Origin of the sequence: Curtobacterium sp. BNK-1, from assembly GCF_048685235.1 — a bacterium.
Lineage (GTDB): Bacteria > Pseudomonadota > Gammaproteobacteria > Enterobacterales > Enterobacteriaceae > Pantoea > Pantoea agglomerans.
In genome coordinates, this window is the sequence record NZ_JBLQTJ010000001.1 from 3,984,908 (window position 1) to 4,004,942 (window position 20,035).

19 protein-coding genes are annotated in these 20,035 nt (G+C 56.1%); 14 read left to right on the forward strand and 5 right to left on the reverse strand.

Going from position 1 to position 20,035, the window contains the following annotated elements; genetic code table 11:
• The first annotated feature begins 51 nt into the window (after window positions 1–51).
• Window positions 52–852: a sugar/pyridoxal phosphate phosphatase YigL gene (yigL, locus tag ACMGGP_RS18780; protein WP_010257286.1), complete on the forward strand. Its 801-nt coding sequence runs from the start codon at window positions 52–54 to the stop codon at window positions 850–852.
• Window positions 853–902: 50 nt separating this feature from the next.
• On the opposite strand, the gene glpT is transcribed toward yigL, so the two are convergent.
• The gene (gene glpT, locus ACMGGP_RS18785) at window positions 903–2,243 is read right to left on the reverse strand and encodes a glycerol-3-phosphate transporter (RefSeq protein ID WP_010257284.1); all 1,341 of its coding nucleotides are present in this window, start codon (window positions 2,241–2,243) and stop codon (window positions 903–905) included.
• A gap of 374 nt (window positions 2,244–2,617) precedes the next feature.
• Between glpT and ACMGGP_RS18790 the strand changes: the two genes are divergently transcribed.
• The gene (locus ACMGGP_RS18790; RefSeq protein WP_031292613.1) at window positions 2,618–3,481 is read left to right on the forward strand and encodes a carboxylate/amino acid/amine transporter; all 864 of its coding nucleotides are present in this window, start codon (window positions 2,618–2,620) and stop codon (window positions 3,479–3,481) included.
• A gap of 511 nt (window positions 3,482–3,992) precedes the next feature.
• Here ACMGGP_RS18790 and ACMGGP_RS18795 read toward each other — a convergent pair.
• Window positions 3,993–4,472: a YehS family protein gene (locus tag ACMGGP_RS18795; protein ID WP_010257278.1), complete on the reverse strand. Its 480-nt coding sequence runs from the start codon at window positions 4,470–4,472 to the stop codon at window positions 3,993–3,995.
• Window positions 4,473–4,555: 83 nt separating this feature from the next.
• Window positions 4,556–5,482: an HTH-type transcriptional regulator MetR gene (gene metR / locus ACMGGP_RS18800; RefSeq protein WP_003854400.1), complete on the reverse strand. Its 927-nt coding sequence runs from the start codon at window positions 5,480–5,482 to the stop codon at window positions 4,556–4,558.
• 144 nt (window positions 5,483–5,626) lie between these two features.
• Here metR and metE point away from each other — a divergent pair, with 144 nt between their 5' ends.
• Complete coding sequence (metE, locus tag ACMGGP_RS18805; RefSeq protein ID WP_346437580.1) at window positions 5,627–7,897, forward strand: 5-methyltetrahydropteroyltriglutamate--homocysteine S-methyltransferase; 2,271 nt, start codon at window positions 5,627–5,629, stop codon at window positions 7,895–7,897.
• Window positions 7,898–7,953: 56 nt separating this feature from the next.
• Here metE and ACMGGP_RS18810 read toward each other — a convergent pair whose 3' ends face one another.
• Window positions 7,954–8,787, reverse strand: coding sequence for a dienelactone hydrolase family protein (locus tag ACMGGP_RS18810; protein ID WP_010671680.1), 834 nt, complete (start codon window positions 8,785–8,787; stop codon window positions 7,954–7,956).
• A gap of 303 nt (window positions 8,788–9,090) precedes the next feature.
• Here ACMGGP_RS18810 and udp point away from each other — a divergent pair, with 303 nt between their 5' ends.
• The 10 genes from udp to tatD all read left to right on the forward strand — a co-directional run bounded on the left by udp (window position 9,091) and on the right by tatD (window position 18,545).
• The gene (udp, locus tag ACMGGP_RS18815) at window positions 9,091–9,852 is read left to right on the forward strand and encodes a uridine phosphorylase (RefSeq protein ID WP_010257266.1); all 762 of its coding nucleotides are present in this window, start codon (window positions 9,091–9,093) and stop codon (window positions 9,850–9,852) included.
• A 92-nt stretch (window positions 9,853–9,944) separates the two neighbouring features.
• Complete coding sequence (locus ACMGGP_RS18820; RefSeq protein ID WP_157354025.1) at window positions 9,945–11,213, forward strand: tetratricopeptide repeat protein; 1,269 nt, start codon at window positions 9,945–9,947, stop codon at window positions 11,211–11,213.
• An 85-nt stretch (window positions 11,214–11,298) separates the two neighbouring features.
• On the forward strand, window positions 11,299–12,798 hold the full coding sequence (gene rmuC / locus ACMGGP_RS18825) for a DNA recombination protein RmuC (protein WP_010257260.1): 1,500 nt from the start codon (window positions 11,299–11,301) through the stop codon (window positions 12,796–12,798).
• Between the two features lie 75 nt (window positions 12,799–12,873).
• Window positions 12,874–13,632: a bifunctional demethylmenaquinone methyltransferase/2-methoxy-6-polyprenyl-1,4-benzoquinol methylase UbiE gene (gene ubiE, locus ACMGGP_RS18830; RefSeq protein ID WP_008926452.1), complete on the forward strand. Its 759-nt coding sequence runs from the start codon at window positions 12,874–12,876 to the stop codon at window positions 13,630–13,632.
• Window positions 13,633–13,643: 11 nt separating this feature from the next.
• Window positions 13,644–14,249, forward strand: coding sequence for a ubiquinone biosynthesis protein UbiJ (ubiJ, locus tag ACMGGP_RS18835; RefSeq protein ID WP_425013914.1), 606 nt, complete (start codon window positions 13,644–13,646; stop codon window positions 14,247–14,249).
• Window positions 14,246–15,883, forward strand: a complete 1,638-nt coding sequence (ubiB, locus tag ACMGGP_RS18840; protein ID WP_010257248.1) for a ubiquinone biosynthesis regulatory protein kinase UbiB — start codon at window positions 14,246–14,248, stop codon at window positions 15,881–15,883. Before ubiJ ends, ubiB begins: the two co-directional genes overlap by 4 nt.
• A 109-nt stretch (window positions 15,884–15,992) precedes the next feature.
• On the forward strand, window positions 15,993–16,247 hold the full coding sequence (gene tatA / locus ACMGGP_RS18845) for a Sec-independent protein translocase subunit TatA (protein WP_010257244.1): 255 nt from the start codon (window positions 15,993–15,995) through the stop codon (window positions 16,245–16,247).
• Window positions 16,248–16,250: 3 nt separating this feature from the next.
• Entirely contained in the window at window positions 16,251–16,916 is a 666-nt protein-coding gene (tatB, locus tag ACMGGP_RS18850; RefSeq protein ID WP_022624872.1) for a Sec-independent protein translocase protein TatB, read from the forward strand.
• Entirely contained in the window at window positions 16,916–17,674 is a 759-nt protein-coding gene (gene tatC / locus ACMGGP_RS18855; protein WP_062759643.1) for a Sec-independent protein translocase subunit TatC, read from the forward strand. Before tatB ends, tatC begins: the two co-directional genes overlap by 1 nt.
• An 88-nt stretch (window positions 17,675–17,762) precedes the next feature.
• Window positions 17,763–18,545, forward strand: coding sequence for a 3'-5' ssDNA/RNA exonuclease TatD (gene tatD / locus ACMGGP_RS18860; RefSeq protein ID WP_010257234.1), 783 nt, complete (start codon window positions 17,763–17,765; stop codon window positions 18,543–18,545).
• On the opposite strand, the gene rfaH is transcribed toward tatD, so the two are convergent.
• Window positions 18,542–19,030 carry a transcription/translation regulatory transformer protein RfaH gene (rfaH, locus tag ACMGGP_RS18865; RefSeq protein ID WP_010257230.1) on the reverse strand — a complete coding sequence of 163 codons (489 nt, stop codon included), beginning with the start codon at window positions 19,028–19,030 and terminating at the stop codon, window positions 18,542–18,544. The two genes, tatD and rfaH, sit on opposite strands and share 4 nt — an antisense overlap.
• A 206-nt stretch (window positions 19,031–19,236) precedes the next feature.
• Between rfaH and pepE the strand changes: the two genes are divergently transcribed.
• On the forward strand, window positions 19,237–19,962 hold the full coding sequence (gene pepE / locus ACMGGP_RS18870) for a dipeptidase PepE (protein WP_064690482.1): 726 nt from the start codon (window positions 19,237–19,239) through the stop codon (window positions 19,960–19,962).
• Window positions 19,963–20,035 lie beyond the last annotated feature (73 nt).

Consider the following 20,035-nt stretch of genomic DNA (forward strand, 5'->3'; position numbering starts at 1 on the left):
GTTATTTATACGACCGGTTAAGGCCGGCAGAACCAGATACCCGAGGTTTTCATGTATCACATCGTTGCATCCGATCTGGATGGCACGCTGCTTTCTCCCGAACATCGTCTGACCCCTTTTGCGCGTGAAACGCTGCAGCAGCTGGTCGCGAAAGATATTCACTTTATATTCGCCACCGGCCGTCATCATATCGATGTCGGACAGATGCGCGACAGCCTGGCGATTCCGGCCTATATGATCACCTCAAACGGCGCGCGCGTGCACAACGCCGAGGGCGAACTGGTGTTCAGTCATAATCTGGATGAGGATATCGCCAGCGATCTGTTTGGCCTGCAATATCATCACAGCGATATTCTGACCCACGTTTACCGCGACGATGAGTGGTTTGTCAGCCGCTCAAGCCCGGCTGAGCAGGACTATTTCCGCGAGTCGGTGTTCAACTATCAGGTCTATGAGCCGGGTCTGCTGCCAACCGATAATATCAGCAAGGTCTTTTTCACCTGCGAAAATCCCGAGCATCTGATCCCGATGGAACAGGCGATTGAAGCGCGCTGGGGCGATCGGGTTAACGTCAGTTTCTCACTGCCTACCTGTCTGGAAGTGATGGCGGGCGGCGTGTCGAAAGGGCATGCGCTGGAAGCGGTCGCGAAAACGCTGGGCCATTCACTGGAAAGCTGTATCGCCTTTGGCGACGGCATGAACGATGTGGAGATGCTGAGCATGGCGGGTAAGGGATTTATCATGCAGAACGCCCATCAGCGGTTGAAAGATACGCTGCCGGAGCTGGATGTGATCGGTTCAAATGCCGATGATGCCGTGCCGCAGACGCTGCGCACGCTCTATCTTGCTTAAGCCGTCAGCGCAAAAAAAGGGCCGGATATCCGGCCCTTTTTTTATTGCCGTCAGGCAGGGGTCTTTTTGTGTTTGTGTTCGCTGACCATGGTCAGTAACAGCAGGATAACCGCCAGCACACAGCCAGCAATCATCACCATGAAGCCGCCGTCCCAGCCGAAGTAATCGACGGTGTAACCGACAATGGCGCTGGCTGCCACCGATCCACCCAGATAGCCGAACAGGCCGGTGAAGCCCGCCGCCGTCCCCGCCGCTTTTTTCGGGGCCAGCTCCAGCGCGTGCAGACCAATCAGCATCACCGGACCGTAGATCAGGAAGCCAATCACAATCATACAGGCCATATCGACGCCAGGATTGCCCGCCGGGTTAAGCCAGTAGATCACGGTCGCGATGGTTACCAGCGTCATAAAGAACACCCCGGTCGCACCGCGATTACCGCGGAACACTTTGTCCGACATCCAGCCGCACAGCAGCGTTCCGGGGATCCCCGCATACTCATACAGGAAGTAAGCCCACGACGATTTATCCAGCGTGAAGTGTTTTACTTCTCTGAGATAGGTCGGCGACCAGTCGAGAATGCCGTAGCGCAGCAGATAAACAAACACGTTGGCCAGCGCGATGTACCACAGCAGCTTGTTCGGCAGCACATATTTCATGAAGATCTGTTTAGCCGTCAGCTCCTCCTCATGGCTGGCATCGTAGTCGGGCGGATAGTCGTTTTTGTACTCTTCAATCGGTGGCAGACCACAGGATTGCGGCGTATCACGCATCAGCGCAAAGGCCAGAATCGCAATGGCGATGGCGCCAAACGCCGGCATATAGAGTGCCGCTTTCCAGTCGTTGAACCACGCCATACCGAGCAGGAACAGCAGAGGCGGAATACCGCCGCCGACATTATGGGCGCAGTTCCAGACCGAAACGATCCTGCCGCGCTCTTTCTGCGACCACCAGTGAACCATGGTACGTCCACAAGGTGGCCAGCCCATGCCCTGGAACCAGCCGCAGATAAACAGCAGCACGAACATCACCATAATGCTGGAGGTGGCCCAGGGAACGAATCCCATGATCAGCATCACTGTCGCAGCCAGAATCAGGCCTGCCGGTAAGAAGACGCGCGGGTTTGAGCGGTCAGAGACCGATCCCATGATGAATTTTGAAAAGCCGTAGGCGATGGATATGCCGGATAAGGCAAAACCGAGATCGCCACGTGAAAAACCCTGCTCTACCAGGTAGGGCATGGCGAGTGCGAAGTTTTTTCTGACCAGATAGTAGGCGGCGTAACCAAAGAAGATCCCGATGAAAATTTGCCAGCGCAGACGACGGTAGAGCGGATCAACGTGATCCTCCGCCACCTGCGGCTGACGTGGTGCAGGTTTAAAAATGCTCAGCATCAGTGAGGCCCTCCAGGGCACATTATGGTTTTTAATTCCCAGCAGGTTGGGGCAGGAAAAGAGCAGAAGAAAATGGACGCAGAATGTTCCATTTCGCGCAAAGAATAGTGTTAGTTGCGCAACGTTACTGTGATGAATGACACATTTGTTACACTTTTATTACATTCTGGAGCGGAAGTGATCATGCGATGGATCATTTCGCGCATTTTATCTGGCTGAAAGATCTTTATGCAGACAGTTATGTCAGGAAGCGAAAGCCCTTTTCCGATGGCTATTCTGATCGCCTGGTTTGTAATCAGATGTCAACCAGATTTCACAGCCTGATGGCAGCACATTGTTTACACTGACGGCCTGTTAATTTCGGGGTCGTCACCGTGTTTTTATTGATTATTACCACCATTCTGTGGGCCTTTTCGTTCAGTCTGATTGGCGAATACCTTGCCGGGCAGGTGGACAGCTGGTTCTCTGTACTGATGCGACTGGCGCTGGCTGCGCTGGTATTTTTACCTTTCCTGCGCTGGCGTGGTCATCGCCCTTCAACGCTGTTGCTTTACATGCTGGTCGGGATGCTGCAGTTGGGCGTGATGTATCTGCTGAGTTTCGAAGCCTATCTCTACCTTAGCGTGTCGGAATTCCTGCTGTTTACGGTGATGACGCCGCTTTATGTGACGCTGATTTACGATCTGATCAGCCGTCGTCCACTGCGCATGGGTTATATCTTCAGTGCACTGCTGGCTGTGGCAGGTGCGGCCATTATTCGCTATGACAAAGTCAGCGATCATTTCTGGTTTGGTCTGCTGTTAGTGCAACTGGCAAATATCTGCTTTGCGGCGGGAATGGTGGGCTATAAGCGTCTGCAGGAGACCCGCCCGATGCCGCAGCACACGGCCTTCTCCTGGTTCTATCTGGGTGCGGTGTTGATTGCGGTGATCGCCTGGTGTGCCTGGGGTAATCCGCAGAAGTTGCCGACCACCTCATTGCAGTGGGGCATTCTGGTCTGGCTGGGCATTGCGGCTTCCGGTCTCGGCTATTTTATGTGGAATTATGGTGCGACCCAGGTCGATGCCGGCACGCTGGGCATTATGAATAACATGCACGTTCCTGCCGGGCTGCTGGTGAATCTGGCTATCTGGCAGGAGAAACCGCACTGGCCAAGCTTTATTGCGGGCGCACTGGTGATCCTCGCCTCGTTGTGGGTGCATAAGCGCTGGGTGGTGGGGCGCGGTGACCGATCATAAACAGGGCTGTTGCATGGGTGCGGCCTCCCGGGCTGGCGCGTCCGATCGCGAAGGAATCTCACATCCCTGTGGATCGGCCGGGCCATCCCTGGCCCGGACGCTTCGCTCTTCAGACGCGCCAGCCCTGGAGACTTAACAGCATCATCGCAGTTGAACCAGGGGCTCAGAGCGAATATGAAGGAGGGGATGGCGCGCTGAAACGTAGAGCATTCGCGATGGAGCTGGCGTGTGCGATCGCGAAGGAATCTTCCAGGATGGTTCAGAAATGCTCCCGGCGCTTTTTTTCCCTGCGACGAAGGCTCTAACGATGACCCGCTTTCACTCCCCAGGGCTGGCCTGGTGTTGCTGATTAAAAAGCCATGAAGAAGCTTAAGGGAAGAGGTGGCGCAACTGAGGAGCAAAGCGTCCGAGCCAGGGATGGCGAGGCCGTGCTGCATGGATGCAGGCTTTCTTTGCGATCAGATGTGCCACTTCTGACCACGCAGGTACCCGAAGCGATCAGCCACAGACGTTAAGCAGGCTTTTCACTCTTAGGACGCTGAATCATCGCCAGCCCTTTCAGGAAGTTACGCAGAATCTGATCGCCGCATTCGCGATAGTTCTTATGATCAGGTTTGCGGAAAATCGCACCAATCTCAGCCTGTGAAACGGTAAAATTCACGCGCTTCAGTACATCAGGAATGTCGGTTGTTTTCAGATCAAAAGCGATACGCAGCTTTCTCATGAAGATGTTATTGGTCATCTTGCGCTCAATCGACGGCGCGGGCGCATCTTCACTTTTGCCGCGACGGTAGAAGATCAGGCCATTCAGGAAATAACCCATCAGCACATCGGGGCAGGGACGGAACGCAGCATCGTCATCTTTTTTCAGCCACGCCTGAATATCCGCCAGCGGCACGTCACATTGCGCCAGCGCAAAAATCTCCACCATTTTGGCATCGCTCAGGTTGAGCATATAGCGCACGCTGCGCAGAATATCATTGTTAGTCATGGTGAAATCTTCTCGTGGTCAGTCGACAGGCTGCGCATTATAGGGGATTTTGCCCGCCTTCGCGCAGGTTTGTGCCCGCCAGATTATCGCTGCAACACCGCACCGGGCAGCGCGGCGTCGCGCACAAAAGGCAGATGCTCACAGGCGTGCTGACGGGCAAAGCGGATAAACGCTTCCAGCACCGGCTGACGTTGCTCCCCTTCGCGCACGGCCGCATAAAGACGGCTCCACAGGCCATCGCCCAGCGTGCGGGTGACCACCAGACCCTGCTTCTCAAAACTCTCCACCACCCAGTGCGGCAGCGCGGCAATCCCCATACGTGCCGAGACCATCTGAATCATCAGCAGGGTGTTATCCACACTTTTCAGTGCCGGACTGACGCCTGCAGGTTGCAGGAAGTGACGCCAGATATCCAGACGCTGACGCTGCACCGGATAGATCATCAACACCTCATCGGCTAGATCTTCCGGCGAAATCTGCTCAACCTGCGCCAGCGGGTGATCCGTTGCCAGCACCAGCCGCACTTCATAATCAAACATCGGGGAGTAGAACAGACCCGAGCGCGCCAGGATATCGGAGGTCAGCACCACATCCAGCTCACCCTGTTGCAGGGCGGGTTGAGGATCAAAGGTCACGCCCGATTTGAAATCCATCACCACCTGCGGCCAGCTCTGACGGAATTTATCCAGCGCGGGGGTCAGCCACTGGATGCAGCTATGACACTCTATCGCCACCCGCAGCGTGGTCTGATGTGGCTCATGGCAGGCCTGCAATGCCTGCTGAATCTGCGGCAGCACCTGCTCTGCCAGCTGCAGCAGAATATCGCCCTGCGGCGTAAAGCGCAGCGGCTGACTTTTACGCACGAACAGGCGGAATCCCAGCCGCTGCTCCAGATCGCTGAACTGATGAGACAACGCCGATTGCGTCTGATGAAGCTGGGCCGCCGCCGCCGCCAGCGAGCCCGTATTGCGCAGAGCCTGAAGCGTCCGCAGGTGCTTGAGTTCGATCATGAGAGTCCTTCACATCGAAAATGAACATATTGCGCTTGAGCAATATACAGTACCCGCAGAGTATAGCAGTGTAAACATCTGGACGGCTAAACATCTTTGGCTGCCCATTTCAGCCAAAGTGAAAGATTATCTGGAGAACAGCACATGACTATCCTGAACCATACCCTCGGCTTTCCCCGTATTGGCCTGCGCCGTGAACTGAAAAAAGCGCTGGAGAGTTACTGGGCTGGCGACAGCACGCAGCAGGCGTTACTGGCGACGGGCCGTGAGCTGCGTGCGCGACACTGGCAACAACAGAAAGAGGCGGGCGTCGATCTGCTGCCGGTCGGCGATTTCGCCTGGTATGACCATGTGCTGACCACCAGCCTGATGCTGGGTAACGTGCCCGCGCGTCATCAGAACAAAGCCGGCACAGTGGACCTCGACACCCTGTTCCGCCTGGGACGCGGTCGTGCGCCGACCGGTGAGCCTGCGGCGGCGGCAGAAATGACCAAATGGTTTAACACCAACTATCACTACATGGTGCCAGAATTTACCCAGGGTCAGACGTTTAAACTGACCTGGACCCAGCTGCTGGACGAGGTGGATGAGGCACTGGCGCTGGGACACAACATCAAGCCAGTGCTGCTGGGGCCGGTGACGTATCTGTGGCTGGGTAAAGTGAAGGGTGAGCCGTTTGAACGTCTGTCGCTGCTGGAGGGAATTCTGCCGGTCTATCAGCAGGTGCTGGCGGAACTGGCTAAGCGCGGCATCGAATGGGTACAGATTGATGAACCCGCTCTGGCACTGGAGCTGCCGCAGACGTGGCGCGAAGCCTTCCAGCCGGCGTATGACGCACTGCAGGGTCACAGCAAACTGCTGCTGACCACCTATTTTGACAGCATCGGCCAGAACATTGATGTGATTCGTGCGCTGCCGGTGCAGGGGCTGCATGTCGATCTGGTCCATGGTCGTGATGATATTCAGCAACTGAATCAGCAACTGCCCGCCAGCTGGCTGCTGTCGCTCGGCGTGATCAACGGACGCAACGTCTGGCGCGCCGATCTGAGCCGCTGGTTCAGCCGCTTGCAACCGCTGACCAGAGCGCGTGAACAGGTGTGGATCGGCTCCTCCTGCTCGCTGCTGCACAGCCCTATCGACCTGAGCGTCGAGACCCGTCTGGATGATGAAGTCAAAAGCTGGTTCGCCTTTGCGCTGCAGAAATGTGCCGAGCTATCACTGCTGAGTCAGGCACTCAACAACAACGATGCGACGGCGCTGGAAGCCTGGAGCGCACCGGTACACGCCCGCGCTCACTCCCGCCGCGTGCATAATGCGGCGGTGGGCCAGCGTATTAAGGCCATTACCCCACAGCACAGTGAACGCCAGAGCGCTTATCCGGTGCGGGCGGTCCTGCAGCGTCAGCGTTTCAATCTGCCAGCCTGGCCTACCACCACCATCGGCTCTTTTCCGCAGACCACTGAAATTCGCGGCCTGCGCCTCGACTTTAAACAGGGCCGGCTCGACAGCAACCATTACCGCACCGGCATCGCGGAGCACATTAAGCAGGCGATTCTCGAACAGGAGCGGCTGGGGCTGGATGTGCTGGTTCACGGTGAAGCGGAACGTAACGACATGGTTGAGTACTTCGGCGAACATCTGGAGGGGTTTGTCTTTACACAGAATGGCTGGGTTCAGAGCTACGGTTCACGCTGTGTGAAACCGCCTGTCATTATTGGCGATGTCAGTCGTCCGGAGGCGATCACCGTTGAGTGGGCCAGATATGCCCAGTCGCTGACCAACAAGCCGGTAAAAGGGATGCTGACCGGTCCGGTAACCATCCTCTGCTGGTCATTCCCGCGTGAAGATGTGTCACGTGAAACCATCGCGAAACAGATCGCGCTGGCGCTGCGTGATGAAGTCGAAGACCTGGAGAATGCCGGCATCGGGATTATCCAGATTGATGAGCCTGCGCTGCGTGAAGGTCTGCCACTGCATCAGTCAGAGTGGGCCGCCTACCTGAACTGGGCGGTGGAGGCCTTCCGACTGAATGCGGCGGTGGCGCGGGATGAAACCCAGATTCACACCCATATGTGTTACTGCGAATTTAACGACATTATGGACGCTATCGCGGCGCTGGATGCCGATGTGATCACCATCGAAACCTCGCGATCTGACATGGACCTGCTGGAGGCGTTTGAGAACTTCGACTACCCGAATGAAATCGGTCCCGGCGTCTACGACATCCATTCGCCTAACGTCCCCAGCGTGGAGTGGATAGAAGCACTGTTGCTTAAGGCGGCGAAACGTATTCCGGAAGCGCGTCTGTGGGTGAACCCGGACTGCGGTTTGAAAACACGTGGCTGGACGGAAACGCGTCAGGCGCTGGCGAATATGGTGACGGCAGCGAAGAAATTGCGTGGAGAAACGGCGTAGGGAATCGGGTCTGGTGGGGCGAAAAAACCAAGGGCGCATAAGCGCCCCTTTTTCATTTACTGCGATGCAACACCATACTGCCTGAACCAGGCCAGCATCCGCTGCCAGCCATCATTGGCAGATTCAGCATGGTAGCTTGCACGATAGTCAGCATTAAAGGCATGACCCGCTTCGGGATAGACGATGATCTCTGCGGTCGCATTGGCGGCATGCAGTGCCTGACGCATCTGCTCGACGCTCTCCAGCGGGATACCCTCATCCTGGCCACCATACAAACCTAATACTGGCGCATTCAGATCGACCGCAATATCAATAGGATGCTTCTGCTGCTTCAGCGTGCGCTCACCGGTCAGTCGTCCATACCACGCCACGGCGGCGCGCAGTTGCGGGTTATGCGCGGCGTAGAGCCAGCTGATTCGGCCACCCCAGCAAAAACCGGTGATGCCCATGCGACGAATATCGCCGCCGTTGCGTGCGGCCCAGTTGGCGGCATGATCGAGATCGGCCAGCACCTGGCTGTCAGGCACTTTGCTGACCAGCTCGCTGAACAGCGTCGGGATATCATTATACTCAGCGGGATCGCCCTCGCGGAAATAGAGCTCAGGCGCAATCGCCAGATAGCCTTCCAGCGCCAGGCGGCGGCAGATATCCCGGATGTGTTCATGCACACCAAAGATCTCCTGCACGACCAGTACGACTGGCCACGGGCCTTCCGCTGACTGGGGTTTTGCAAAGAATGCCGGCATATTTTCGCCCTGGCTGGGCACTGAGGTTTCACCCGCGTGAATCGCCGGGCTGTCGGTAATGATGGTGGTGGAGGCGGTGGGCTGCACGGCAGGGGCAAAGCCGCCCGTCGCCGGTTTTTGTGCCATATTATCACTGGGTTTCATTATTCTCTCCGTGCAAGCATTTGCGCAATCACGTAACTATAGCCTGGCCGGAAAGCGTATGCGCCAGGTGTCGGGTCACAGAATCAGCAGCGAATAAAATCATCCTTCTCTTTAACATTGCGCAGACCCTGACACAGCCCCACCGCGAGCTATCCGCACCAGGAAGATGCTATTGTGTGATTGTCGTCACAATTTATCTTTCGGGAAATGTAACTTTCATTTTCTTAAGTGAATGTTGTCACATATTTATTGGGCGTGCTGGCGTAAAGTGGCGCGCTACCTTCCCTTAACAGGAGTCTGAAAATGACACAGTCTGACGTTTTCCATCTTGGCCTGACCAAAGCCGATCTGCAGGGCGCCACCCTGGCGATTGTGCCGGGCGATCCGGAGCGCGTGAAGAAAATTGCCGGACTGATGGAAGATGCCACGCATCTCGCCTCACACCGTGAATTTACCTCCTGGCTGGCAAAAATTGATGGTAAGCCGGTCGTGGTCTGCTCAACCGGCATTGGCGGTCCTTCGACCTCGATTGCGGTCGAAGAGCTGGCGCAGCTTGGCGTGCGTACCTTCCTGCGTGTCGGTACCACGGGCGCTATCCAGCCGCATATCAATGTCGGCGATGTGCTGGTGACTACCGCATCCGTTCGCCTGGACGGGGCCAGCCTGCATTTTGCGCCGATGGAGTTCCCGGCAGTGGCTGATTTCGCCTGCACCACCGCGCTGGTTGCCGCCGCAGAAGCTTGTGGCGCGAAAACGCATATCGGCATCACCGCCTCTTCTGACACCTTCTATCCGGGTCAGGAGCGCTACGACACCGTCTCGGGCCGCGTAGTCAGTCGCTTCAGGGGATCGATGAAAGAGTGGCAGGAGATGGGCGTTCTCAACTATGAGATGGAATCCGCTACACTGTTAACCATGTGCGCCAGCCAGGGTCTGCGAGCCGGCATGGTGGCGGGCGTGATTGTGAACCGCACTCAGAAAGAGATCCCGGATGCGGTCACCATGAAACAGACAGAAAGTGACGCAGTGAAGATTGTGGTCGAAGCGGCGCGTCGCTTACTATAACGACCGCGTCTGGCAGCAGGTTTTTTGTCCAGACTCAAAATCTGCTGCCGGTAGTTAACGGCGCGTAATATCAGTGAAACCTGAGAGTTTTTATGCGCAATACGATTCCCGTCCGACGTCCTGCCCCTGGTGCTAATCCGGCCGCACTCAAAGCCATGCTGGAACGCAGTGCCGAACGTTTTCGCGCCGCCATGCAACAGGGCGACTATGCGCTGGCCGCTCAATGTTGTGAAGAGGTATTGCGCACGATGCCCAATCAGATGCAGGTGCTGAGCGACTACGCGCTCTGCCTGCTGCGTCTGGGTCAGTACAATAAATCGTACAAAATCTACCAGAAAATTTATCAGTCACCGCCTGCTGTACAGGCTACCGCCTCTGAAACCTGGCTGGATGGTCTGACCGAAGTGTGTGGCTGGCTGGATAAAAAGGATGAGGTGGCGCGTCATGGCCTGGCCTCGCTGATGCGCTCTGATGCGCGCTTCAGTCAGGGGCAGCGCGCCACATTTCCCGCTCCGCAACCGGAGCCTGTCGATCTCACTCATCCGCACCAGAATGTCATCGCTTTCTGCCTCTATGGCGATCAGCCGCGCTACTGTGAAACCTTAATCAAAAACGTTGAAGTGGCGCCTGAGCTCTATCCCGGCTGGGTCTGCCGCATCTACCTCGATGACAGCGTGCCGCAGCATGTCTGGCAGCGCCTTGACCAGCCGCACGTCCAGCTGATCGATATGTCTCACGAGAAAACGCTGTTTCCGACCCTGTGGCGTTTCCTGGTAATGGACGATCCGGGCGTGAAGCGTTTTATCGTGCGTGATGCCGACTCGCTGCTCTCGGAGCGCGAAGCGGCAGCGGTTAACGCCTGGCTGGCGTCGCCTTACTGGTTCCACCATATGCGTGACTACTTCTCCCATACTGAGCTGCTGCTGGCAGGGATGTGGGGCGGCTGTCACGGCGTCTTCCGGGATGTGGAACAGGCGATGCGCGATTTCATTGCGCAGTATCAGGGCAGCCAGCGCTTCACCGATCAATATTTCCTCAAGGTGGCGTTGTGGCCGACGGTGCGTGAAAGCCTCCTGAGCCACGATGATTTGTTTCATTTTCATCAGGCCAAGCCGTGGCCTGACCATGCCCCCGTGCGCTGGCAGACGCCGCATTTCCATGTGGGCAGCAATGCCGGTTTTGCCAGTATGACCGGCAAATCCAGCGCCGCTGAGGGAAGCAGACAGCGCGTCGCGATCACCTCGGGCGGGACAACCTGGCACTATCTGGCGCAGGTTAAAAAGGGTGAATGGCTATTGCCCATGCCGTTTTTCCTGATTGATGAGTGGCAGGCTGGCAAGCTCACGGTGGCGGCGCTGTAAGGCGCTGAATCCTGCTAAAATTATCTGGACATTCATACAGTGCGACTCTACCTTTCCCTCAGCAGCCTGAGTCGCGGGGGAAATCATGGATCAGCACATCATTATCAGCGCCTGTCTGGCGCTTGCCGGGTTAGGGATTGGCTGGATGCTGGCACAGTTACGTGCCGGCCATCAGGTCGCCAGTTTCCAGACCGAGCGCCGTCTGCAGGAAGAGGCGCAACAGCGTCAGCAGCAGCAGATCGAACAGCTTCAGCAGCAGACGCAGCAGCGTGAGCAGGAGCTTCGTCAGCTGCACGGCGCGCTGAGCGGCGCCAATGAGCGGCTGCAACAGCTTGATTACTGGCGTAATGAAAGTGAGCAGCTTAATCGTGAACTGCGCAATCAGCTGGAGGTCAACAGCGCACAGGAAGCGGAGCTGCGTGAGGTGACCATTCGCCTTGAAGAGACCCGTTTCGCCGCAGAAGAGAAACAGCGCCTGCTGACCAACAGCGAACAACGCCTTAGCGCCCAGTTTGAAAACCTCGCCAACCGTATTTTCGAAAACAGCGGCCGTCGCGTCGATGAACAGAACCGGCAAAGTCTGGACGGGCTGATTGGTCCGTTGCGTGAACAGCTTGATGGCTTCCGTCGTCAGGTTCATGAAAGCTTTGGCGCAGAGGCGCGTGAACGGCATACCCTGACCCATGAAATCCGGCAGTTACAGCAGCTGAATGCGCAGATGGCGCAGGAGGCGCTTAACCTGACCAAAGCGCTGAAGGGCGATAATAAAATCCAGGGTAACTGGGGTGAAGTGGTGCTGAGCCGGGTACTGGAAGCTTCCGGACTGCGTGAAGGCTACGAATATGAAACCCAGGTGAGCATTCAGTCAGAACAGCAGGGCAGGATGCAGCCGGATGTGATTGTGCGCCTGCCGCAGGGCAAAGATGTGGTGGTGGACGCCAAAATGACGCTGGTGGCCTATGAGCGCTACTTCAATGCGGATGATGAGATCGAGCGAGAGCAGGCTATTCAGGAACATGTCGCTGCCATGCGGGCGCACATCCGCCTGCTGGGACGAAAAGATTATCAACAATTGCCCGGCTTACGATCGCTGGATTATGTGCTGATGTTTATCCCGGTGGAGCCCGCCTTTTTGCTGGCCATTGACCGCCAGCCTGAGCTGATTGGCGAGGCGCTGCAGCAGAACATCATGCTGGTCAGCCCCACCACGCTGCTGGTGGCGTTACGTACCATTAATAATCTGTGGCGCTATGAGCATCAGAGCCGCAATGCACAGCGTATTGCCGATCGGGCAACGCGGCTCTATGACAAGATGCGGCTGTTTGTCGATGACATGAGCGGCATTGGTCACAGCCTGGATAAGGCGCAAAACAGCTATCGCGAGGCGATGAAAAAGCTGTCAGAAGGGCGCGGCAATCTGATTGCGCAGACTGAAGGATTTCGAGCGCTGGGCGTGGAGATCAAACGACCAATTAATCCTCAGCTGGCCGAACGTGCCATGCCGGAAAACCGGGCGGCTGATGACGCAGATGATGACAGTGATGCGGATGAGAGTGAGATGCATGTGAGGCGCCTCCACGAATAGTATGGGCGCAGCGTGCCTGACTTCCGTGACTCTGATACACTTCGGGAAGTATTGTTTGTGGAGCAGGTAAAACCGATGGCAGATGAATCACAGCAGGAAACTACCCATTTTGGCTTTCAGACGGTCGCCAAAAGCGAAAAAGCTGACAAAGTCGCGGACGTGTTTCACTCCGTAGCGGCAAAATATGACCTGATGAACGATTTGATGTCGTTTGGCGTCCATCGTATCTGGAAGCGTTTTACCATTGACAGCAGCGGCGTACGTCGCGGTCAGCGCGTGTTGGATCTGGCGGGGGGTACCGGCGATCTGACGGCTAAATTTTCTCGCCTGGTGGGCGAAACGGGTCAGGTTGTACTGGCCGATATCAACAGTTCCATGCTGAAGATGGGCCGCGAAAAGCTGCGCAATCAGGGCGTGGTCGGCAACGTGAGTTACGTACAGGCCAATGCCGAAGCCCTGCCTTTCCCCGATAACTATTTCGACTGCATTACCATCTCTTTTGGCCTGCGTAACGTTACTGAAAAAGAGAAGGCGCTGGCCTCTATGTTCCGGGTACTCAAGCCGGGCGGACGCCTGCTGGTGCTGGAGTTCTCTAAACCCGTCCTGGATCCGCTGAGCAAAGCGTATGACGCCTACTCGTTCCATATTCTGCCGCGTATCGGACAGCTGGTGGCGCAGGATGCAGAGAGCTATCGCTATCTGGCCGAATCGATCCGCATGCATCCCGATCAGGAGACCCTGAAAGCGATGATGAACGATGTCGGTTTTGAAAATACCACTTACTCCAATATGACCGGCGGCATTGTGGCGCTGCATCGTGGATTTAAGTTCTGAGTGAGATGGTAATGAACCTGACGCCCTTGATTACCGCGGGCCTGGAAACGGCGCTGAACCGTATTCTCTATCGCGATCGTGGCCTGAAACCGGCGCGGCAACGCCTGAATGGCAAAGTGCTGACGCTGCGCCTGAATGAGCTCTCTCATCCGCTGGTGCTGGTCTTCAGTGAACAGCAGGTCGATGTGTTAGCTGACTGGCAGGATCGCAGTGACTGCACGGTGATCACCTCGCTGAAAACCCTGCCGAAGCTGCGCGATCGCCAGCAGCTGACGCCGCTGCTCCGTAGCGGTGAACTGCAGGTTGAAGGTGACCTGCAGGTGGTGCAGCAGTTCTCTGCGCTGATGGATCTGGCTGAGCTGGATCCGGCAGAATATCTGGCTCCCTGGGTCGGCGATATCGCCGCACAGGGGATCAGCCAGCGCTCACAACAGGCATTACGCTTTTTCAAAGGTGAAGTGCAGCGTCGCCAGGATTATCTCGGACAGGCCATAACCGAAGAGTGGCGTGTTGCGCCTGGCTCGCTGGAATTAGCCTGGTTTTCTGAGGAGGTCGACGCGATGGAACGTTCGCTTGAGGCGCTTGATGCGCGTCTGGCGCAGCTGGAGGCAAAATGAGTTTTGGAGAGATCCGCCGCTTATATCTGATCATGAAGGTGTTTCTGACCTATGGCCTTGATGAACTGATTCCTCAGACACGCCTCACTTTCCTGTTTCGCCTGTGGCGTCGCTCTGTTTTCTGGATCCCTAATCTGCATCAGCATGAACCGATCGGCGCACGTATGCGCATGGCGATGGAGCAGCTGGGTCCGGTCTGGATCAAGTTTGGCCAGATGCTGTCGACCCGTCGTGATCTCTTCCCGCCGCTGATTGCCGATCAACTGGCGATCCTGCAGGACCGTGTTGCGCCGTTCGATGGCGTCAAAGCCAAAGCGCAGATTGAAGCTTCAATGGGCGCGCCGATTGAAACCTGGTTTGATGATTTTGATATCAAGCCACTGGCTTCGGCATCCATTGCGCAGGTGCACACCGCCACGCTGAAATCAACTGGCAAGAAAGTGGTGATCAAAGTGATTCGCCCCGATATTTTGCCGGTGATTCGGGCGGACATGAAGCTGATCTATCGCCTGGCCCGCTGGGTCCCGCGCCTGTTGCCGGATGGCCGTCGTCTGCGTCCGGTCGAGGTGGTGCGCGATTATGAGAAAACCCTGCTTGATGAGCTGAATCTGTTACGTGAAGCGGCCAACGCCATTCAGCTGCGCCGGAATTTTGAAGATAGCCGCATGCTCTATGTGCCGGAAGTCTATTCCGACTACTGCAGCGAAACCATGATGGTGATGGAGCGCATCTACGGCATTCCGATTTCAGATGTTGCCACGCTGGAGCGTCATGGCGTTAATATGAAGCTGCTGGCAGAACGTGGCGTGCAGGTCTTCTTCACCCAGGTCTTCCGCGACAGCTTCTTCCATGCGGATATGCATCCTGGCAATATTTTTGTCAGCTATGAACATCCGGAAGATCCACAATATATCGGCATCGATTGCGGTATCGTGGGTTCACTGAACAAAGAAGATAAGCGCTATCTGGCTGAAAACTTTATCGCCTTCTTCAACCGTGACTACCGTAAGGTCGCGGAGTTGCACGTTGACTCAGGCTGGGTGCCGCCCGATACCAACGTAGAAGATTTCGAGTTTGCGATTCGCACGGTCTGCGAGCCGATTTTTGAAAAACCGCTGGCTGAAATCTCCTTCGGGCATGTGCTGCTGAACCTGTTCAACACCGCACGCCGCTTTAATATGGAAGTGCAGCCGCAGCTGGTCCTGCTGCAAAAAACGCTGCTCTATGTTGAAGGCATCGGCCGTCAGCTCTATCCGCAGCTCGACCTGTGGAAGACAGCCAAGCCCTTCCTGGAAGAGTGGATCAAAGATCAGGTGGGATTACCGGCTATTATCCGTGCGGTAAAAGAGAAAGCGCCATTCTGGGCTGAGAAGCTCCCTGAGCTGCCGGAGCTGTTTTACGACAGCATGCGCCAGCACAAACTTTTAAGGCACAGCGTCGATAAATTAGTGGGCGATATGAATGCGCAGCGCGTCCGGCACCATCAGGCGCGTTACCTGTTCGGCGTCGGTGCAACGTTGCTGTTAAGCGGAACGGCTGTGCTGCTCACCCGACCGGATTGGGACTTTTTCCCGGCGGTTTTGATGGCCGCAGGAATTGTCTCCTGGTTAATCGGCTGGCGTAAGACAAACTGATTGTCACGTCCGTCTAAAAAAAGGTAATGTCGCTGGCTCAGGCCCGGTTGAAAAGGGCACTCTGTGGTGCATTACCTCATCGTTTTCACAGAATATTAGAGGCTATCTCATGGGCGGTATCAGTATCTGGCAATTGTTAATCATTGCCGTGATTGTTGTACTTCTGTTCGGTACCAACAAATTACGTAATCTGGGTTCAGATTTGGGTTCTTCGATTCGTGGCTTCAAAAAAGCCATGGGTGACGAGGACGACAAAAAGGATCAACCGAAAGAGCAGGACGCTGACTTCGCTGCCAAAACGCTGGCGGACAAACAGCAAACTTCGGCTAACAAAGAAGAAGCCAAGAACGACAAGCAGGTGTAAACCGTGTTTGATATTGGTTTTAGTGAACTGGTATTGGTGTTCGTGATCGGGCTGATTGTACTCGGCCCGCAACGTTTACCGGTTGCGGTGAAAACCGTGGTCGGCTGGATCAGGGCGATTCGTTCGCTGGCAGCCAATGTACAACATGAACTGGCGCAGGAGCTCAAGCTGCAGGAGTTGCAGGAGAGCCTGAAAAAGGTGGAAGAAGCGGGCCGTGGCACGCTCTCACCAGAGCTGAAAGAGTCGATGGAAGAGCTGCGTAAAACTGCGGATTCAATGAAACGCTCGGTCAGTCAGAGCATCGACATTGAAAAAGAGGAAGACGAGGCAAACACCATCCATTCGGCTCAGCACAGGCCCGCGCCTGCTCCGGCTGAGCCTTCGGCGACACCGGCTACAGCAGAACACCAGGCCAGTGCCCCGGCACAGACACCGTCTGCGGTTTCAGACTCAGGTCCGGCGGTGCAATCCTCTGCCGCACCTTCAGCCGTCGCCACTGCTCCGGCACCGGCTTCTTCAGCGGTTTCATCAGGTCCGGCGGCGCAATCCTCTGCCGCACCAACCGCTGTGGCCAGCGCACCGGCACAGGCACCCACTGGCGACGTCGCCAGGCCGGCCGATCCTGCGCGTCAATCCGCTACCCCCTCTTCTGCAAGTGATGAACGATAATGGCCGTTGAAGATACCCAACCGCTCATCAGTCATCTGATTGAGCTGCGTAAGCGACTACTGAACTGCATCATCGCCGTATTAGGGATTTTCCTGGTGCTGGTTTATTTCGCCAACGACATCTACCAGTTGGTCGCGGCACCGTTAATCAGCCAGATGCCGGTGGGCTCCAGCATGATCGCGACCGATGTGGCCTCACCGTTTTTCACCCCGATTAAGCTGACCATTATTGTGTCGGTGTTTCTTGCGGTGCCGGTGATCCTCTATCAGGTCTGGGCATTTGTTGCCCCGGCGCTTTACCGGCATGAGCGCAGGCTGGTTATGCCGCTGCTGTTTTCCAGCACCTTCCTGTTCTACTTCGGCGTAGCCTTTGCCTATTTCGTGGTCTTCCCGCTGGCATTTGGTTTTTTCACCAAGACAGCGCCGATCGGCGTGACCGTAGCAACGGATATCTCAAAATACCTCGACTTTGTCATGACGCTGTTTATGGCATTTGGCGTGGCGTTTGAGGTGCCGGTGGCGATTGTGTTGCTGTGCTGGACCGGTATCACCAGCCCGGAAGAGTTGAAGAAGAAACGTCCCTATATTCTGGTGGGCGCCTTCGTGGTCGGGATGTTGCTCACACCGCCGGATGTTTTTTCCCAAACTTTGCTCGCTATTCCGATGTACTGCCTGTTTGAAGTCGGCGTATTCTTTTCCCGTTACTATGTGGGTAAAGGCCGCCGGTTACAGGATGAAGAAGAGAATACCGACTCCTGATGCGGACAGCTTTACCCGCACTGGCGGGAAGCGATCAATCCAAACCGCCCTGATGGGCGGTTTTTGTTTATAAACTGTGGGAAAAATTATGTTTGATATCGGTGTAAACCTGACCAGCACGCAATTCGCCTCCGACCGGCAAAAGGTGGTTAAACGCGCGCGTGATGCGGGCGTCACCGGCATGCTTATTACCGGCACTAACGCGCTGGAGAGCCAGCAGGCTCAGCGACTGGCTGAAGATCAAGCGGGCTTCTGTTGGTCTACCGCGGGCGTCCATCCTCATCATGCCAGCGAATGGTCAACGGAAATTGCCAGCACCCTGCGTCGCCTGGCTGAAAAACCGGAAGTGGTCGCCATCGGTGAATGCGGACTCGATTTCAATCGCAATCTGTCGGCTCATGAGCAGCAGGAGTATGCGTTTGATGCGCAGCTGGCTCTGGCGGCGGAACTCAATATGCCGGTCTTTCTGCACTGCCGCGAAGCCCATGCGCGTTTCGCCGCAGTGCTGGCGCCCTGGCTGCCAAAACTGCCTGGCGCGGTGATCCACTGCTTTACCGGCACGCGTGATGAACTGGAAGCCTGTCTGGGCATGGGGTTATCGGTAGGGATTACGGGCTGGGTATGCGATGAGCGCCGTGGTCTGGAGTTGCGCGAGCTGCTGCCACTGATTCCGGCCGATCGCCTGCTGCTGGAAACGGATGCCCCATATCTGCTGCCGCGCGACATGCGTCCACGCCCGACTTCGCGCCGTAATGAACCCTGCTTTTTACCGCATATTGTGCACCAGGTGGCGACATGGCGTGGTGAGAGTGCTGAGGAACTGGCGACCCGCATCGACCATAATGCGCGGACGTTATTCAGACTGGCTTAAATCTTGCGAAACTGCTTGTTGTCGACGCTGCGCATTACCTGCTTGTTCAGCAAATTAAGCAACAGAATTGAGCGCGTTTCACCATCCGGCTCGGCAAAGATGGCGCGCAGCCCTTCAAACGTCCCGTCGGTGATGACCACTTCATCACCGCTTTGCGGCGTTTCAGGGTCAAGCAGGATTTGCGGGACGTCTGTTTCCAGCGCTTCAATCACGGCTGAAGGCACGGTCGCGGGCGTCGTGCCAAAGCGCACGAAGTGGCTGACGCCACGGGTGCTGCTGATCGTCGTGGTGTGAATGGCTTCCGGATCAAACTCGATAAACAGATAATTCGGGAACAGTGGCTCACTCACGGTGGTGCGTTTACCGCGCACGATCTTTTCCAGAGCGATCATCGGGCTGAGGCAATGCACTTCCTGCCGCTCCAGATGCTCCTTCGCGCGCAGTAGCTGTCCACGTTTGCAATAGAGTAAGTACCAGGATTCCATAACTGCTCCCATTGAATGGACGCTAAGAATAGCAAACCTGTTGCCAGAGTTATAGCGCAGGGGCAGGGTAAAGCGTCCCGCAAAGAAAATAAACTGAGACTTTTCTTAAGATGCCCGATGGCAGCAGAAAAGGTGACTGAAAATTGACGTCTGCTATTGCTCTGTATCAGACTCAATGTCCATCACATCTGCAAAAGGATCCTCTGATGGAACTCTTTCTGTTGAGCAACGGCAAGCTGGCGGATGATGCGCCGCTGCTGGGCTATGCGCAGCCGCAGCTGCACGCCATGATCGCCCGACGCGCTATCCGCTCGGCGGTACTGATCCCCTACGCGATTATTCGTGGCGATCAGCAGCAACGCGCCGCCGAACTCAGTGCCTCTCTGGGCATTCAGGTTGAGCGGGTTCAGGCATTCGCCTCACCGGCTGAAGCGATTGCGCAGGCAGAGCTGATTTTAGTCAGCGGCGGCAACACCTGGTTCCTGAATCAGATACTGCATGAGCAGGGTCTGATCGGAGCGATTCAGCGCGCGGTGCGGGAGCGGCAGGTACCTTATGTCGGCTGGAGCGCAGGCTGCAACGTGGCGACGCCCTCAATCCGTACCACGAACGATATGCCGGTGCGCAGCAGCGTGGTGCTGCCTGCGCTGGGACTCTTTCCGGTGCAGATTAATCCCCACTATCTGGATGCCAGCGTCAGCAGTCATATGGGCGAAACCCGTGACGAACGGCTGGCAGAGTTCTGTGCAGTTAATCCGACTGAGTCGGTGATTGCACTGCGTGAAGGCAGTTTTCTGCACGTTCACGACAATCAGCTGCGCTATCACAGCGTGCGAAACGAAGATTTTAAACTGTTTCGCCACGGCGAGCCGATTCAGGGGTATCACGATGCCCGCGCGTTACAACCGCTGGTTCCCTTTCAGTGCGTATGACGCTGCCATATAAACCTCAGCATAACCGCTTAATCAGACCTATAATGGCCGATTCACTCTGGCCGGAAAGCTA